This is a genomic window from Streptomyces sp. SDr-06 (assembly GCF_003324565.1).
Classification (GTDB): Bacteria; Actinomycetota; Actinomycetes; order Streptomycetales; family Streptomycetaceae; genus Streptomyces.
Genome location: NZ_QOLA01000005.1, coordinates 36,079 through 49,365, shown reverse-complemented (window position 1 = coordinate 49,365; position 13,287 = coordinate 36,079). Strand labels below are relative to the sequence as shown.

Annotated in this window: 14 protein-coding genes; 13 read left to right on the top strand and 1 reads right to left on the bottom strand. The window is 70.8% G+C overall.

Annotation, left to right across the window (positions count from 1 at the left end):
* The first annotated feature begins 39 nt into the window (after nucleotides 1-39).
* Nucleotides 40-888, top strand: coding sequence for a serine protease (locus DT019_RS13150; protein WP_114036969.1), 849 nt, complete (start codon nucleotides 40-42; stop codon nucleotides 886-888).
* 66 nt (nucleotides 889-954) lie between these two features.
* Here the strand turns inward: DT019_RS13150 and DT019_RS13145 are convergent, their stop codons facing one another.
* Nucleotides 955-2,649 carry a chitinase gene (locus DT019_RS13145; protein ID WP_114036968.1) on the bottom strand — a complete coding sequence of 565 codons (1,695 nt, stop codon included), beginning with the start codon at nucleotides 2,647-2,649 and terminating at the stop codon, nucleotides 955-957.
* 397 nt (nucleotides 2,650-3,046) lie between these two features.
* On the opposite strand from DT019_RS13145, the gene DT019_RS13140 reads away from it, so the two are divergent.
* The 12 genes from DT019_RS13140 to DT019_RS13085 all read left to right on the top strand — a co-directional run bounded on the left by DT019_RS13140 (nucleotide 3,047) and on the right by DT019_RS13085 (nucleotide 13,229).
* Nucleotides 3,047-3,982, top strand: coding sequence for a hypothetical protein (locus DT019_RS13140; RefSeq protein ID WP_223279469.1), 936 nt, complete (start codon nucleotides 3,047-3,049; stop codon nucleotides 3,980-3,982).
* Nucleotides 3,983-4,051: 69 nt separating this feature from the next.
* A complete protein-coding gene (gene cpaB / locus DT019_RS13135; RefSeq protein WP_114036967.1) occupies nucleotides 4,052-4,759 on the top strand; it encodes a Flp pilus assembly protein CpaB in 708 nt (235 codons plus the stop codon).
* Between the two features lie 7 nt (nucleotides 4,760-4,766).
* Nucleotides 4,767-6,005: a CpaE family protein gene (locus DT019_RS13130; RefSeq protein ID WP_114037246.1), complete on the top strand. Its 1,239-nt coding sequence runs from the start codon at nucleotides 4,767-4,769 to the stop codon at nucleotides 6,003-6,005.
* Nucleotides 6,005-6,379: a TadE/TadG family type IV pilus assembly protein gene (locus DT019_RS13125; protein ID WP_114036966.1), complete on the top strand. Its 375-nt coding sequence runs from the start codon at nucleotides 6,005-6,007 to the stop codon at nucleotides 6,377-6,379. The genes DT019_RS13130 and DT019_RS13125 overlap by 1 nt, the downstream gene beginning before the upstream one ends.
* A 3-nt stretch (nucleotides 6,380-6,382) precedes the next feature.
* Nucleotides 6,383-6,769: a septum site-determining protein gene (locus DT019_RS13120; RefSeq protein WP_114036965.1), complete on the top strand. Its 387-nt coding sequence runs from the start codon at nucleotides 6,383-6,385 to the stop codon at nucleotides 6,767-6,769.
* Between the two features lie 23 nt (nucleotides 6,770-6,792).
* Nucleotides 6,793-8,130, top strand: a complete 1,338-nt coding sequence (locus tag DT019_RS13115; protein ID WP_114036964.1) for a CpaF family protein — start codon at nucleotides 6,793-6,795, stop codon at nucleotides 8,128-8,130.
* 50 nt (nucleotides 8,131-8,180) lie between these two features.
* A complete protein-coding gene (locus tag DT019_RS13110; RefSeq protein ID WP_114036963.1) occupies nucleotides 8,181-9,116 on the top strand; it encodes a type II secretion system F family protein in 936 nt (311 codons plus the stop codon).
* 73 nt (nucleotides 9,117-9,189) lie between these two features.
* Complete coding sequence (locus DT019_RS13105) at nucleotides 9,190-10,083, top strand: DUF5936 domain-containing protein (RefSeq protein WP_114036962.1); 894 nt, start codon at nucleotides 9,190-9,192, stop codon at nucleotides 10,081-10,083.
* Nucleotides 10,080-11,387: a sensor histidine kinase gene (locus tag DT019_RS13100; RefSeq protein WP_411292705.1), complete on the top strand. Its 1,308-nt coding sequence runs from the start codon at nucleotides 10,080-10,082 to the stop codon at nucleotides 11,385-11,387. The genes DT019_RS13105 and DT019_RS13100 overlap by 4 nt, the downstream gene beginning before the upstream one ends.
* 11 nt (nucleotides 11,388-11,398) lie before the next feature.
* On the top strand, nucleotides 11,399-12,250 hold the full coding sequence (locus tag DT019_RS13095) for a response regulator (RefSeq protein WP_114036960.1): 852 nt from the start codon (nucleotides 11,399-11,401) through the stop codon (nucleotides 12,248-12,250).
* Nucleotides 12,251-12,360: 110 nt separating this feature from the next.
* On the top strand, nucleotides 12,361-12,618 hold the full coding sequence (locus DT019_RS13090) for a hypothetical protein (RefSeq protein ID WP_114037245.1): 258 nt from the start codon (nucleotides 12,361-12,363) through the stop codon (nucleotides 12,616-12,618).
* Between the two features lie 50 nt (nucleotides 12,619-12,668).
* Nucleotides 12,669-13,229, top strand: coding sequence for a pilus assembly protein TadG-related protein (locus DT019_RS13085; RefSeq protein ID WP_114036959.1), 561 nt, complete (start codon nucleotides 12,669-12,671; stop codon nucleotides 13,227-13,229).
* The last annotated feature ends 58 nt before the right edge of the window (nucleotides 13,230-13,287 follow it).

The window sequence follows — 13,287 nt, the reverse complement described above, 5'->3', positions numbered from 1 at the left end:
CCTTCATCATCCGAGCACCCTCAAAAAGGGAACCCCCACATGAAGAAGTCCTTCGTCGGCGCACTCGGCGCCGTCAGTGCCCTGCTGCTCGCGGCCGCGGGCGCGGTGCCCGCCGTCGCCGCTCCGGTCTCCGACAGCAAGGCGGCCCCCGTCAAGGCGGTCAACTTCGCCGGGACCGTGGCGCTGAGCAACTGTTCTGGCTCCGTGATCCGTACGCCCAGCTCGCAGCCGGGCGACCCCGCGCTCGTGCTCTCCAACGGGCACTGCCTCGAAACCGGTTTCCCCGCGGCCGGTGAGGTCATCACCGACCAGCCCTCCTCGCGGTCCTTCTCGCTGCTCAACGCGTCCGGCTCCAAGGTCGCCACGCTGCGCGCCAGCAAGGTCTCGTACGCCACGATGACCGACACGGACATCTCGATCTACCAGCTCAACACGACGTACGCCAAGATCCAGAGCCAGTACGGGATCAGCGCGCTCACCCTCAACGACACGCATCCGACGCAGGGTTCGGCCATCAAGGTCGTCTCCGGGTACTGGAAGCGGACCTACAGCTGCAACGTGGACGGCTTCGTCTACCGGCTGAAGGAGGGGGACTGGACCTGGAAGGACTCGGTCCGCTACACCCCGTCCTGCAACACCATCGGCGGCACGTCCGGCTCGCCGGTCATCGACACGGCCACCGGCAAGGTCGTCGCGGTCAACAACACCGGCAACGAGGACGGCGAGAGCTGCACGGAGAACAACCCGTGCGAGGTCGACGAGAACGGCAACGTCACCGTCCGCCAGGGCATCAACTACGCCGAGGAGACGTACATCATCGTCCCCTGCATCGGCGCCGGCAACAAGATCGACCTGAACCGCGCGGGCTGCACCCTGCCCAAGCCGTGACCCGCTAGGCACACAAGCGGCGCCTCCCGGGAGAGCGGGGGCGCCGCTTGCGTGTGCGGGGTGCGGTTACGGCAGGGCGTGGACGTGCGGGCCCACCGCGCTCGACCAGGCGTTGCCCGACTTGGCGTCCCAGTTGGTGGACCAGGTCATCGCGCCGCGCAGCGTCGGGTACGTCCTGGACGGCTTGAACGAGCCGCAGTTCGTGCCCTGGGTCAGGCAGTCCAGGGCCGCGTTGACCACCGACGGCGACACATAGCCGCTGCCCGCGCCGGACGTCGAGGCCGGCAGGCCGAGGCCGACCTGCGAGGGGTCGAGACCGCCCTGGAGCTGGATGCAGGCCAGCGCGGTGAGGAAGTCGACCGTGCCCTGGGAGTACACGTTGCCGTCGCAGCCGTTCATCGAACCGCTGTTGTAGTACTGCATGTTGACGACGGTCAGGATGTCCTTGATGTTGAGCGCCGTCTTGAAGTACTCGTTCGACGGGGACTGCATGTCGATGGTCTGCGGGGCCATCGTGATGACGAGCTTGCTGCCCGCCTTGGCGGAGAGCGACTTCAGCGCCTGCGTCATGTACGTGGAGTTGAGCCCGTTCTCCAGGTCGATGTCGACGCCGTCGAAGCCGTACGTCTGCATCAGCGAGTAGACCGAGGTGGCGAAGTTGTTCGCCGACGTGGAGTCGCTCACCGAGATCGTGCCGTTCTGGCCGCCGATCGAGATGATCACCGACTTGCCCGCCGCGTGCTTGGCGGCGATGTCCGCCTTGAACTGGTCGACGGTGTAGCCGCCGAGACCGTTGGTGTCGAGCGTGAAGCTCACCGCGCCCGGCGTGGTCGTGGCGTCCGCGAAGGCGACCGCGATGATGTCGTAGTTCGCCGGTACGTCACTGATCCTCTGGACCGTCGCGCCGTTGTTGAAGTTCTGCCAGTAGCCGGTCACCGCGTGCTTGGGCACGCTCCCGCCGCCCGGGTTGCCGCCGGAGGCCGAGGTGGTGGCGGTCACGGCCGCCGACTTCGGGGACTCGCCCGCGCTGTTGGTCGCGGTCACCTGGAACTGGTACGAGGTCGACGCGCTCAGCCCGGTCACGGTCGCCGAACTGCCCGTCACCGACTGCACCTTGGTGCCGCCCTGGTAGACGTTGTACCCGGTCGCGTTGGACACCGCGCCCCACGACAGGTTCACCGAGGACGAGCCGACCGAGCCGACCGCGAGGCCCCCGGGCGCCGCCGGGATCGTCGGCGCGGGGTCGCCGCCCCCGCCGCCGTCGGGTCCGTACACGGAGATGTCGTCGGCGTAGTACGCGGGCTGGCCGTACCAGCCGTGCGTGTAGATCTGCACCGAGGTCGTCGAGGCCCCGGTGGTGAAGGTCGTGGACAGCTGGCCGTAGCCGCCGCCGGTGCCCGGCGTCCAGGTGGAGACGTCGGTGGTGCCGGTGCCGCTCGCGCCGAGGTAGACGTAACTGCCCTGCACCCAGGCGCTGAGCGTGTACGTGGAGTTGGGCCGCACGGCGACGGTCTGCGCACACTGCCCGGTGTCGGAACCCGAGGGGGTGGCCTTGAGGGCGGCGGTCCCGCTGTGCACGGGCGAGGAGACGGTGGTGCCGCTGCCCGCCGTACAGCTCCAGCCGCCGAGGCCCGACTCGAACCCGGCGTTCTTGACGTTGTTGACGTCGGCCGCCTGTGCGGTGCCGGAGAGCCCGGCCACGGAAAGGGCGCCGGCCGCGACCACGGCCAGACCCAGCCTTGCATGTCTCGCGCGGTTCACTTGCTGCCTCCGGGAGGGGAGTGGGGAGGAAGGGGAGTGGGGGTGGGGCGCCTTGGTGGCACAACATGGTCCAGACCAATTGGGTTGTCAAGAGGTGTGGCACGGACCCGGGCGCCGGTGTGGGTGCAGGGCGGCACCGAACGCGAAGGATCAATTCCGGCCGCCCCGGTGGCCGACTTCGAACGCAACTTCCGTCCCATGCGCACCAAAACCGGCCGCGGAAGCACACAGGAAAGGGGAAGACGGTTCTCCACCCCGTAGGTCGTGGATAAAGTGCTGAGGCAGGTGGGAATTGCAGGGATCAGTTGCGGTCGTGGGGGCTCGCACAGGCTCGCGCGTCCGCACGGAACGGGGGCCCCATGGTGGCGACCGCGATCAGTGAACGGGGGCCCGCGACGTGTCGACCGCGATAGCCGTCACCAGCCCTGACCTGGTGCTGCCGCCGACCGACCCGCAGACGCCGCTCGCGGCGCTGCTCCAGTCGCCCGACGCCCAGCCCCTCGACTCGGCCCTCGCCGACATGCACCGCCTCCTTGAACAGCACGGCTACGTCATCGCCTGCTATCCGGCGTCCATTTCCCCGGCCCACGAACACCGGTTGCACACCGTTCGGTCGCTCCTGGAAACCGATCGCATCACCCTGATCAAATCCGAACTCCCGCCGCTCGGACTCGCTTTGCTGGTACGGCAGTTGAGGCAACTCTCGGTCTGCGACTTCAGCCCCGGAGTGATCGCGTCGGCCGCGCGGCTGCTCTCGCACTACATCCACGCCGGAGCCGTCCTCAGCTCCGTCACCCGCCTGGAGCGCATCCCGGTCGGCCTCACCGCGCACGCCAGGTCCTGGATGCCCGGCAGCCAGTTCGCGGTCGTGGCCCACCCACGGCCCCAACTCGTCAAGGTCGGCCCCGCCGCCACCCTCACCGGGCCCGACTTCGCCTGCCACCTCCTGCTGGCCAGGGGATCCGCCCACGCCGACTGGATCACCACCACCCTCGCCCCCGCCTGGCAGGTCAAGGCCGTGCAGGAGACCGCGCTGCCCGCCGACTCGGCCGCCTGGTGGGGCACCGGCAAGCTCACCGAGTTCGCCGCCTACCTGCCCGACATCTCCGTCCTCTACCAGCTCGTCGCCTCCGTACGGCGCGAACGGTGCCGCTGGTGTGCCATGGAACTCATCGGCGACCGCTGCGGCTTCTGCGCCTCGCCCCAGCCGCCCGAGGAGGAGCACGACGCCCCCCACGGTGCCGCCGCCCTCGGCCCCGTCCCCGCCTCCGCCTACCGTGCCCGGCCCCTCACCCGGGCCGAACGCCGCCGCGCCATCGCCCCGGGCCCCTGACCCACCGCGCCTCAGCAGCCCGCCACTTGCCCGCTCTGCCCCACGTCAGCGAACGAGGTCGTACGGTCAATGAACTCCCGCCAGCGCCGCGGCATCATCCTTCTCCTCCTCTCGGTCCTGTGCGCCCTCGGCGCCTTCGCCGGGGTGCTCACGGTGATCAGCGACGTGAACTCCAAGGTCGGGCCCGAGGTGACGGCGTACAAGCTCAAGGACGACATCGACGCCTACGCGACCCTGAAGGCCGACCAGTTCGCGAAGACGAGCATGCCCAAACGGTGGCTTTCCCAGGGCGCGGTGACCGACCTGTCCGACGTGGTCGGCAAGATGGCCGCGACCCACCTCACCAAAGGGTCGCTACTCCAGAACGGCATGTTCACCGACCGGCCCCAACTCAGGCCGGGCGAACAGGAGATCGCCATCATGATCGACGCGTCGACCGGGGTGGCCGGAAAGATCAACGGCAACGACACCGTCAACATCTTCGCCACCTTCGCCGCCACCAAGCAGGGCGACACCCCCGAGTCCAAGCTCATCGTCGCCAACGCCCGGGTCATCGCCGTCGGCTCGCTCCAGGCCCTGAACCCGAGCCCGTCCGACAAGAACCAGGCCACCCAGGCCGTCCCGATCACCTTCGCCCTCAGCACCCTGGACGCCCAACGGGTCGCCTACGCCGAGTCGTTCGCCACCCATGTCCGCCTCGCGCTCGTCGGCCGCGGCAACGGCGACAGCACGATCCCGCCCGGTGACCGTACGTACCGGCTCGAAAAGGACCAGTGAGGTGCGGATGACCACCCGAATCCTTCCGGCCGTCGCCGACGCCGACGCCGCCCGCTCCGTCACCACCCTGCTCAGCCAGCTCCCCGACGCCGAACCCGCCGTCCCCGTCGGCGACTCCACCCAGCTTCTCGACACCCTGGCCAGACTCGCGGGCGCGTCCCTGGACGAGCTCCCCGAGGTCGTCCTCGTCCACGAGCGGATCGGCCCGGCCCCCGCCCTGGAGCTCATCCGCGAGGTCGCCCTGCGCTTCCCCGCCGTCGGGGTCGTCCTGATCTCCTCCGACGCCGGGCCCGCCGTCTTCTCCGCCGCCATGGACTCCGGCGCCCGTGGTCTGGTCGCGCTGCCCCTGTCCTACGAGGAGCTGGCGGTACGCGTCCAGGCGGCGGCCCAGTGGTCCGCGGGCGTACGCCGTCACCTGGGCGCGAGCCTCGACGTCTTCACCGGGCCCGGCGGCACCGTCACCACGGTCACCGGCGCCAAGGGCGGCGTCGGCACCACCCTCGTCGCCGTCCAACTCGCGCTGGCGGCACGGGCGTCCGGCCGCACCACGGTGCTGGTCGACATGGACCTCCAGGCGGGCGACGTCGCCTCCTACCTCGACGTGCAGTTCCGCCGCTCGATCGCCGACCTCGCCTCGATCACCGACATCTCACCCCGCGTCCTCGCCGACGCCGTCTTCAACCACGAGAGCGGGCTCGCCCTGCTGCTCGCACCCGGTGAGGGCGAACGCGGCGAGGAGGTCACCGACCGGGCCGCCCGCCAGATCATCGGCGCGCTGCGCACCCGCTACGAGGCCGTCGTCGTGGACTGCGGCACCCAGATGACCGCGGCCAACGCCGCCGCCGTCGAGATGGCCGACATCGCGCTCCTGGTCACCACGCCGGACGTCGTGTCGGTACGCGGCGCCAAGCGCACCGTACGGATGTGGGACCGGCTCCAGATCCGCAAGGCCGAGGAGACCACCACCCTCGTCAACCGGCACACCCGCAACACCGAGATCCAGCCCCCGCTCGTCCAGAAGATCACCGGCACCCGGGTCGCCCAGACCTCGGTCCCCGCCCACTTCAAGGAGCTCCAGACGGCCGTGGACGCGGGCCGCCTGCACGACCTCGACGGCAAGAGCACCGTCAGGCAGGCCGTGTGGGCGCTGGCCGGCGAACTCGGCCTGCTCAAGGCCCCCGAGGGCCGGCCGAAGGCGCGGGCCGCCCGGGGCTCCGGCCTGGTGCTCAGGCGCAGGGGCGGCTGATGCGGATTCCCCAGAGCGAGCGGGACCGGGGGCAGACCGTGATCGAGTTCATCGGCGTGGTCCCGCTGATCCTGCTGCTCCTGGTCGCGCTGTGGCAGTGCGCCCTGGTCGGCTACGCCTTCGTCCTCGCGGGCAACGCGGCGGACGAGGGGGCGCGGGCGGGGGCGGCGGCGGAGGGCGCGCCGGCGGCCCTGTGCCGGGCGGCGGCGCTGCGCGAGGTGCCGTCGTCCTTCGAAGGCGATCCGGCGTGCCCCGGCGATGGGAGCGGTGACATGTACCGGGTCACCGTCACCCTCAAGGTCCCCATCCTGGTCCCCGGCGTCCTCAACGGCTTCCCCGTGTCCGGCACCGCAGCCCACGTGAAGGAGCGCTGAGCCGTGCGCATCCCTCCGCGCCGAGAGCCCGACCGGGGTCAAGTGGCCCTGGAGTACATCGGGTTCGTCGCCATCCTGCTGCTCGTCGGCCTCGCGGCCATCCAGCTGGGGGTCGCCGCGTACGCCGCGAACCAGGCGGGCACGGGGGCGCGGGCGGCGGCGCGGGCGGCGAGTCTGGACGACCCGAAGGGGGTGAGCCCACAGGCCGCGGTCGACGCGGCGGTGGCGGGCTGGCTGCACCCGGGGCCGCCCGAGGGCGGTGTCGCAGGCGACGAAGCCACGTACACCGTGACCGTCAAGATCCCCAGCGTCATTCCCGGCCTCGGCGACGGCTTCTTCGGCACCGCCACCCGCACCTCCACCATGCCGAAACTGCGGCAACGGAACTGACCCGAGACGACGGGAGACACGACATGAGTCTGCGGGCCCGCATCGCCGCCCCCGAGGAGACCGGCCCCGGCCGGGAGGACGGCCACCTGGTCGCCTCCTACCGGGCCAAGCTCTTGGAGGAGATCGACCTCGCGGAGATGTCCTCGCTGGCCGCCGCCGAACGCCGGGCCCGTCTGGAGCGGGTGCTCGGGCACATCATCAGCCGCGAGGGACCGGTGCTCTCCACGGCCGAGCGGGCCCAGCTGATCCGGCGGGTCGTGGACGAGGCGCTCGGTCTCGGCATCCTCGAACCGCTCCTCGAAGACGCCTCCATCACCGAGATCATGGTCAACGGTCCCGACCAGATCTTCGTCGAGCGCGGCGGCCGGGTGGAGCAGCTGCCGCTCCGGTTCGCCTCGCACGAGCAGCTGATGCAGACCATCGAGCGGATCGTGTCGACCGTCAACCGGCGCGTGGACGAGTCGAATCCGATGGTGGACGCCCGGCTCCCGTCCGGGGAGCGGGTCAACGTGATCATCCCGCCGCTCTCGCTGACCGGCGCGACGCTCACCATCCGCCGCTTCCCGAGGTCGTTCACGCTCCAGGAGATGATCACCTTCGGCTCGCTCGACGAGCCCATGCTGCTGCTGCTCGCCGGGCTCGTCCAGGCCCGGTTCAACATCATCGTGTCGGGCGCCACCGGCACCGGCAAGACCACGCTCCTCAACGCCCTCTCCGGTCTCATCCCGCCGCACGAGCGCATCATCACCATCGAGGACTCCGCCGAGCTCCAGCTCCAGCAGGCCCACGTCATCCGGCTGGAGTCGCGGCCGCCCAACGTGGAGGGCAAGGGCCATGTCTCCATCCGCGACCTCGTCCGCAACTCGCTGCGCATGCGCCCCGACCGGATCGTCGTCGGCGAGGTCCGCGGCGGCGAGTCCCTCGACATGCTCCAGGCGATGTCCACCGGCCACGACGGGTCACTCGCCACCGTGCACGCCAACAGCGCCGAGGACGCCCTCATGCGACTCCAGACGCTGGCGTCGATGTCCGAGGTGGAGGTCCCCTTCGAGGCGCTGCACGACCAGATCAACTCGGCCGTCGACGTCATCGTCCAGCTCACCCGGCACGCCGACGGCGCCCGCAAGATCACCGAGATCGCGATCCTCGAATCGCACGGCCGCGACCCGTACCGCATCACCACCGTCTGCCGCTTCGACGCCCAGCCGATGGCGGCCGACGGTCGCATCCACGGCCGCTTCCACTACTTCCCGCTGCCCCGCCGCGTGGCCGACCGCCTCTACCTCGCCAACCAGCCCGTCCCGCAGGCGTACGGGGTCGCCGCCCACGCCGAACAGCTCACCGTCCGCCACGCCAACTGAGTCCGCCGGGCCCCCGGGCCCGCCCACGCCAACCGACAGGGAACGCGCAGATGAACCTCTCCTTCCTCACGCTCGGCGTCGCCCTGCTCGCCGGGGTGCTGGCGGTCCTGGGGCTGCGCTCCTACGGTGCGGGCCGCGCCCAGCGCGAAGCCCTCATCGACCGGCTCAGCAACCCGGGCGCCGCGGGCGCGACAGGCCGGCACCGCCCGTTCCGGGGCGTGGACCGCAGGCTGCGCGGCACGACCCTGGGCCGCCGCATCGAACGGAAGCTGGCCGCCACCGGCCTCGACCTCACCCCCGGCGAGTTCTTCGTGTACATGTTGGCCGGGGTGGCCGCCCTGTGGCTGATCGCCGCGTCCGTGCTGGCCGCGTTCTTCGGGCCCATCGCGGGGCTCGCCGGGCTGTGGGGCGCCAACTCGTTCCTGAACTGGCAGCGCCAGAAACGCATCGAGCGTTTCATCAACCAGCTCCCCGAGATGTCCCGCATCCTCGCCAACGCCACCCAGGCCGGGCTCGCGCTGCGCACGGCCATCGCCATGGCGGCCGAGGAGATGGAGGCACCGGCGGGCGAGGAGCTGGGCCGGGTGACCGACCGGCTCGCGATGGGGGAGTCCCTCGACGACGCGCTCGGCGAGCTCGCGGACCGGCTGCCCTCGCGCGAACTGGTCGTCCTGGTCACGACGTTGGTGCTGGCCAACCGCGCGGGCGGCACCGTGGTCAGCTCGCTGCGCAACCTCACCACGACGCTGGAGGAGCGCAAGGAGACCCGGCGCGAGGTGCGCACCACGCTGGCCCAGGTGACGGTCACCGCGTACGCCGTCCCGGGCTTCGGGGTGGCCGCGCTGCTCATGCTGAACGCGGTGATGCCCGGCGCGCTCGACCGCATGACGGGAGCCCTGCTCGGCCAGGCGGCCGTCATCGTCGCGATCGCCCTGTACGCCCTGGGGTTCTTCGTGGTCCGCCGCCTGTCCCGCATCGACGTATGACCCGGCGGTACGGGTACGGGCATCGGCGTACGAGCCCACACAGCCGACCGGAGAAAGGGGAGTGAGCCGGACCATGGGACTGCTCTTCGCGGCCCTGATGGGCCTGAGTGTGTACGGGGTGTTCCTCGGCATCCGCATGTACCGCGCCGAGGTGAAGCTCCCGAGCGACCTCGCGGTGGCCCTGGAGGTCGGGGCGACCCGCACCACGGCCGTCGGCTCGGCCGTCGACCGGCTCGGCATGCGCTGGGCGCCCGCCGTGCTGCGGATGATGGGCCCCGAGCGGGTCAACCGGAAGCGCCGCAGGATCGACCTCGCGGGCAACCCGGGCGGCCTCACCATCGACCGGTACGCGGCCCGCCGCGCGGTGTACGGGATCCTCGGTGCGGTGGCCGCGTTCGTCATGCTGCTCGGCGGCCACTGGATCATCGCCCTGCTGATGGTGGCCTTCGCCCTGTTCTGGGTCGAGGTCGGCATCTGGTCGGCCGTCCAAATCCGCCGTGACCACATCGAACGCACCCTGCCCGACTTCCTGGACGTGCTCGCCGTGGTCGTCAGCGCGGGGCTCGGCTTCCGCCAGGCCCTGGACCGGGTGGCCGACAAGTACGAGGGTCCCTGGGCCGACGAGCTGCGCATCACCCTGCGCCAGATGGACATGGGCGTCAGCCGCCGCCAGGCCTTCGAGGAGCTGCGCAGACGCAACGACTCCGAGCAGGTCGCGATGTTCGTGACCGCGCTCCAGCAGGGCGAGGAGCTGGGCGCGCCGATCGTCGACACCCTGATCGCGATCGCCGCCGACATGCGCCGCACCGACGCGCAGAACGCCCGCCGCAAGGCGGCCCGAGCGGTCCCCAAGGCCACCTTCGCGGTGACGACCTTCCTCCTGCCGGGCACGCTGATCCTGCTCAGCGTGGGCTTCGTGTACGGCGCGAACCTGGACTTCGGCGGCTTCCTGGGAGGCCCCAAGTGACCCTCCCATTGGCCCTGGGAGCAAGGGGGTTGAGGATGCCGGTCCGCAGGGCGGCGGAGACCCTGCCGCCCCCCGCCCTCACCCTTCAGATCAACGCGCTCCAGGCGATGTGCCGCCAGGTGTTCGGATTCCGCCTTGCGATGATCGCGACCGGCGCGCCCTTCGCGCTCGCGGGCGCGGCCAGGGGCGCCCCCGGCCTGCTGATAGGCGCGGCGGTCCTGATCACCTTCATGGGCTCGTACGTCCTGTTCCGTGACTGGGAGCGCTTCGGCCCGCAGCTCCTGCGCCACCCCTGGCTGCTCGCCGTGGACGCCGTGTTCGGCGCGCTCCTGCTGGTCACCGCGACCCCGGAGTCCCCGCTCGGCTACGTCACGATCTGCACCCCGCTGCTCGCGGGCCTGGTGTACGGCTGGCGCGGGGCGGGCGTCTTCGCGGGCCTCCAGGTCACGATCCTGACGGTGGTGTACGCGACGGGCCCCCGCCACCACCTGTCCGACGCCTCCGCCCTGTTGCTCCCCGGCTTCTGTGTGATCGCGGGAGCGGTGGGGGTGACGATCCGCAACCTCCTGTTCCGTTTCGGCGCGGCGAGCCAGGCCCTCACGGAGACCCGGGCGCGGCTGGCCGTGCACGACGCGGTGGAGGAGGAGCGGGCGCGGCTCGCGCGGGACATGCACGACTCGGTGGCCAAGACCCTGCACGGCCTGGCCCTGGCGGCCGACGGCCTGGCCGCCTCGGCCGACCGCATGGACCCGCTCACGGTGCGCCACCAGGCGGAACTGGTGGCCCGCTCCGCCCGCAGGGCCGCGGCCGAGTCCCGGGACCTGCTGGCGGACCTGAGGCGGGCCCCCGGCACGGTGGACGTGGCCCGCGAACTGGCTGTCTCAGTAGAGGACTTCACCGCCCGGACGGGGATGCGGGTGGAGTGGACCGACCTCGGGGACAGCCCGGCACCCACCGTCCCGGCGGCGGTGGCCAGGCATCTGGTCACGATCGCGAGCGAGGCGATGGACAACGCGCACCGGCACGCCGGGGCGACCGGCATCGAGGTCTCGGCGGGCGCCGAGGGCACGATGTTCCGCCTCAGCGTCCGCGACGACGGCCGGGGCCTGCCGCCCGGCACGACCCTGGACGACCTGAAGCGCACCGGCCACTTCGGCCTGGTGGGCATGGTGGAGCGGGCCGCCGTGATCGGCGCCCGCATCAGAGTGGGCCGCGGCGCGGCGCCGAGCGGCACGGAGGTCCGGGTGGAACTTCCCCTCGGCCCCGCGTCGTCGCCCGCTCCCTCGACCTCACGGACTCCTTGAGAGGGGGTGTCATGCCGGACGACTTCGCGTACAGCTCGGGCCAGCAACGGACGTGGCGGGACCGGGCCCCGGGCCACGTCCCGCACACGCCGGCGGGCCCGCCCGTGCCGGGCTCGGAGCACCCGGCCGGGGCGCCCGGACCGGACCGGCCGCTGCGGATCGTGATCGCGGACGACAACCCGGTCGTACGGGCGGGCCTCGCCGCGCTGCTGCACGGGCGCCACGACATCGAGGTGGCCGCGGAGGCCGCCGACGGCCGCGAGGCGTACGAGGCGGCGGTGCGCCACCGCCCGGACGTGATCCTGCTGGACGTCCGCATGCCGGGCGTGGACGGCATGGCGGCTCTGCCGCACCTGGTGGTCCTGGCCCCCGTCATGATGCTCACGTACAGCCGGGAGAGCGAGATCGTGCGGGAGGCGCTGCGGCTGGGCGCCGGGGGCTACCTGGTCCACGGCGAGTTCACGGCCGACGAACTGACCGCGGCGGTAAGGGCGATGAGGGAGGGCCGCCCCGTCTTCACCACCACGGCGGCCAACGCCCTCCTCGCCCACCTGCGCGAGCAACCAGACCCGCGACCTGCCATTTCCGCGCAATCCCTTTCGCAACTGCAATCGGTTGTGGCACAGTCTTCAACTGCACAGCGGGCAGCGTCCATGCGCAACAGGGAAGATTTCAGGCTGAGTTCGCGGGAGGCCGAGGTGATGGAGTTGATCGCGGCGGGCATGAGCAATCAGCAAATCGCGGCCACGTGCTTCATCAGCGAGAAGACGGTCAAGAACCACATCAACCGCATCTTCGCCAAGCTGCGGAGCACGACCCGCAGCGAGGCGATCGCCCGCTGGCTGGGGGTGAGCCATGCGTAACCCCCGCCTCTGGGCCCGGATTTGGGCCCCTGGGCCCTCGGCGGCCCCCGAACCCCCGGCCTACGTTCCGGGTGACGTACGCGATGCCGCAACCGGAGGAGACCCGCGAGATGCCGCAGGACACGCTGCTGAGGACCGCCGTCGCTGCGCAGATGCGGGTGAGCGGCTGGAGGGACACGGCGATCGCCCACATCCGGCGCCGGTACACCACGGCGGCCCGCGACCGGGGGCAGACCTCGTTCGAGTACCTGGGGATCATTCTGGTGGTGGTGGCGATCATCGCGGGGATCATGGCCACGGGGATTGGCAGCAAGATCACGACTCGGATCAAGGACCAGATCGACCAGGTCAAGGCGGGTGGCTCGTAGTCCGGATCGGTTCCGCAGATAGAGGGCAGGCTTTCCCCATCTATATCGTGATGGTGGCGGGCCTGCTCTTTCTTGCGTTCGCCTTCTTCGCGGTCGGTCAGGCATCCGCGACACGCAACGGAGCGCAAGGGGCGGCGGATTCAGCGGCTCTTGCGGCTGCGCAACGTGCCCGGGAGGAGCTGGGTCCGAAGCTCCTGACAGCGCTCAAGACGCCCGGTGGCCTGGACGACATCTTCAAGGATGAGACCGTCATCGCCCATGCGCATGCTGAGGCGGTGAACTTCGCCGTAAAGAACCACTCCGACCTGGTGGAGTCGGGATGGAAGCCTCACCCCGGTCGCGTCGGGCAGTTCAAGTTCACCGTGGGTGTCGAGACACGCTACACAGTGGGCAAGTCGGTCATCCCGGGTACCGAACAGGATCACGCGACGGCGAGCGCCACGGCTTTGATTGAGCTTCGATGCGCTGTCCCGCCCGGTGGTGGATCCACTGGCCCGACGCCCACGCCGACGCCTACGGAACCCGTAACGATCACATGTGACGGCAAGAACATGCCCGTCGAGCCCCTGCCTGACTTGGAGAAGATCTTCACCGTGAAGCTGGTCGACTGACAGCGAGTGACGAGCAGAGGAATGGCACCGATGAGCGTTCGGCATGCGTGGAAGGCCC